Here is a 1,071-nt window from a genome sequence, read left to right on the forward strand (position 1 = left end):
GGGCCGGTACGGGCCGCCGTGCTCGGCCGCTCCCCGCTCACCTCACGGGCGCTGCGGCACCGCGCGGGCCGGCTGCGGCACGTACGGGAGGCCGAGTCGGCCGTCGCCGGGGTGCCCGGCAGCTACCATCTGCTGGCCTCCGCCCACGGCTCGGTGTGGGCCCGCGGATCGGCCTCGGCGATGCGGCGCGTCTTCACCGCCGTCCTGGACGGGGTGCAGGTGGCCTCCGGGGACGCCGCCACCCTCGCGCGGCTGACGGACGCGGACCTCGAACCGGCCATGGTGGCCGCCCACTTGCTGGACCCTCCGCCGTGCTGGGCGGCCCTGTCCGAGCGGACGATGTGGCGCGGCGTACGCGCCGTACGTCCCGACGAGGCGCTGCTGTGGCACCGGGACGACCGGGGGCTGGGACCCGGGCGCACCGTGCGCTGGTGGCGTCCCCCACGTCCCGAACTGCCGCTGCGTACCGCCGCGTCGGCCCTGCGGACGGCGCTGCGGGAGTCGGTGGCGACCTGTACGTCGGGCGGCGGCACCGTCAGCGCCGATCTCTCCGGCGGGCTCGACGCGACGAGCCTGTGCTTCCTCGCCTCCCGCGGCGAGGCGGAGTTGGTGACCGTACGCCGGGAGGGCGCCGCCCCGCGGGACGGCGACGCGGTGTGCGCCGCACGCGCCGCACAGCATCTGCCCGCCGCCACCCATGTCGTCACCGGGGAGCGGGAGACGCCGGACTGGTTCGCGGACCTGGCCGGCATGCGGCTGCCCACCGAGGAACCGGCCGCCTGGGTACGGGAGTCGACGCAGCTCGGCGACACCCTGCGCCGCGCACGGGACCACGGCTCCCGGCTGCATCTGTGCGGCGCCGGCGGCGACGCGCTGTTCACCCCCGCCCCCGCACACCTCACGGATCTGCTCTCCGCGCACCCGGTGTACGCGCTGGCGCGTCTGGCCCGGCACCGTACGGACTGGCGGACCAGCCGGCTGCGGACGGCACACGGCCTGTGGTGCGCGCTGCGCCAGGCCCCGGCGCGGGCGCTGCGCCTCGCGGCGGACCGGCTGACGGCACCGGCCGCC

Annotated in this window: 1 protein-coding gene; it reads left to right on the forward strand. The window is 77.9% G+C overall.

Annotation, left to right across the window (positions count from 1 at the left end; translation table 11 throughout):
* Positions 1-1,071 (forward strand): asparagine synthase-related protein (locus tag AN218_RS29570; RefSeq protein ID WP_244900830.1); only part of this gene is annotated, 1,071 nt, incomplete at both ends.

Origin of the sequence: Streptomyces nanshensis, assembly GCF_001751255.1 — a bacterium.
Taxonomy (GTDB): Bacteria; Actinomycetota; Actinomycetes; order Streptomycetales; family Streptomycetaceae; genus Streptomyces; species Streptomyces nanshensis_A.